The organism is Bartonella sp. AP58NXGY (assembly GCF_042195785.1).
Taxonomy (GTDB): Bacteria; Pseudomonadota; Alphaproteobacteria; order Rhizobiales; family Rhizobiaceae; genus Bartonella.
In genome coordinates this window covers 1-2045 of record NZ_JBHIOY010000047.1, presented here as the reverse complement: position 1 = coordinate 2045, position 2045 = coordinate 1, and the positions used below count along the sequence as shown (strand labels likewise).

Below are 2045 nucleotides of genomic sequence, written 5' to 3'. Positions count from 1 at the left end.
TATCACCCTATCGGAAAGCTATGATACCTCTCATGCACAAGAAAAGCATGAAAAGTTCTTTGCTGGTGTGACAGGTTCTGTCAATGTTGGCATTCTTGGTAGTGTACAAGATATAAGGGATGCCGGAAAACGTTTTGGTCATGGGGATACAAAACACAAAATCGGCAATGGTTTGCTTGGCGGTTTAAAAGGTTATGATCTCTATAACAAAGGCAAAGGTCTTTACAATGGGATAAAGGGTGGAGCAAGCAAAAGTGACCTTCGTAATATGGCGGATGTTTCAGCCAGCATTACGGCAGGCTTTAAAGCTGAAAAGGCAGAAGCCTCTTCTCAAGACTCCACCGCGGTGACCACAACAATAGAAGGTGGGCGTTCTATCAACATGCATGCCAACAATGGGAGTATCCATGGTGTTGGCGCTGATCTTATCGCTGGCACAAACCCTCTGAGCAATGATGAACAGAGCGGGAATATCACCTTGGATGCAAAACAACATATCCTCTTTGAAAGTGCGCAAAACACGCAAAGCACGCAAAACCATTCGCAAAATATTTCTGCAAATGTTGGTTACAGCTACGGGAGTGGCGGTTCTGGGTGGATGGGCAATGCTTCTTTTGGAAAAGGAAAGGGTTCCAGTGAACAAGTGCATCACAAGAACAGCCATATTATAGGCACCGGCACTGTTCATACCAACAGTGGGGGAAACACGACACTGGCAGGCGCCGTGGTTTCTGCAAACCGTGTAGAGATGGGTGTTGGTGGTGATTTCACCATTACCAGCCTCAGTGATACAGGACAAAGTTCCAGCAAGCAAAACTCTGTTTCTGTTGGCTTTAATGGTGGAAAAAAGGATGATGCAGCGACAACCAATGTTGCCTTTAACAAAGATAAATCCTCTAGTGATTATCACAGTGTTGTGGAGCAATCCGGCATCAAAGCGGGTGAGGGCGGATTTGATATCAACGTTAAAGATAAAACAACCATGATCGGGGGGATCAAACCTCCCATGTTGCTGTGCACAATGGCTCTCATTTAAGTTCTGGAAAAGAGACCACTGTTCTCTCTGGAAAAGATATCCATGTTTCTGCGTCCGATATCGATGCGAAGGGCAATGTTGCTCTTGGTGCTCAAGGGGATATCACAATAGATACCAAATCCGATGAGATGGCGTATCATCTTCAGAATAAAAACCTTAAAGTGGATATGCAAGCCTCGCGAGCCGTTGGCTCTTCGATCAATGCTGGGGGTGATTTTACCGCTATTGCAGGGCGAGATGGCAAACCACATGATCTCACCATCACAGGTAGTTTCATTGCGGCTGATGGCAAGGTTGGGATGAAAGCCAGCAACGATGTTCTCATCAACAATGCAGAAAATAGTTTCAATTATGAGATGTCCTACCATAAAGAGGGTGGGTTGTTCAGTAGCAGCAAATCCCAGCATAACAAGATTGATGCTACGCAAGTTTCCGGTTCACTCATATCGGGGGGTAAAGGCGTTGCCATTGATTCAGGAAACAACACGAAAGTTGTTGCCTCGATACTCACAGCCGGTAAGACAGGGGAGATTTCAGGAGCAAAAACGCCAGAAGACCAAGCAAAAGCCGATATTACCATTCACTCTGGTGGAAATATTCTCATCAAAGGGGAGCAAGAGAAGTATGCTCAACAAGCACAATCGTCAGAAAGTGGCTTTTTGAGTAGCAAATCTTCCGATACAGCTGAATCGCATAGCACAACGGTTTCCTCCATTCTTGGGGCGACGGGCAACATTGTGTTGGATGCCAAAAAAGAGGCCACGATTACTGCTTCTGATATGATTGCCAATGAAGATATCAATGTGTCAGCGAACAGCGTGACGATTAATGGCATGACAGATCACCATGAGAGCCATTCAGAAACCCATGAAACGGGTTTTGGAGTTGGTTCAGGCAAGGGCTTTACCTCAATCTATGGCAGTGAATCAAAGACAGAGAATGAAGAAAGTTTTGAACATCAAGGCTCTTCGCTCAATGGTAAAAATATCACTATCACCGCCAAAAAAGA

The 2045-nt window shown here is 45.2% G+C and carries 1 protein-coding gene and 1 pseudogene; both read left to right on the top strand.

All coding sequences use genetic code 11. From position 1 onward, the window contains the following. A partial coding sequence (locus ACFINC_RS09170; protein ID WP_375617009.1) for a hemagglutinin repeat-containing protein occupies positions 1-1036 on the top strand: 1036 nt, incomplete at its 5' end. After that, positions 979-2045 (top strand): annotated as a pseudogene (locus ACFINC_RS09165) (hemagglutinin repeat-containing protein); the annotation flags it as partial. The gene ACFINC_RS09170 and the pseudogene ACFINC_RS09165, both read left to right, overlap by 58 nt.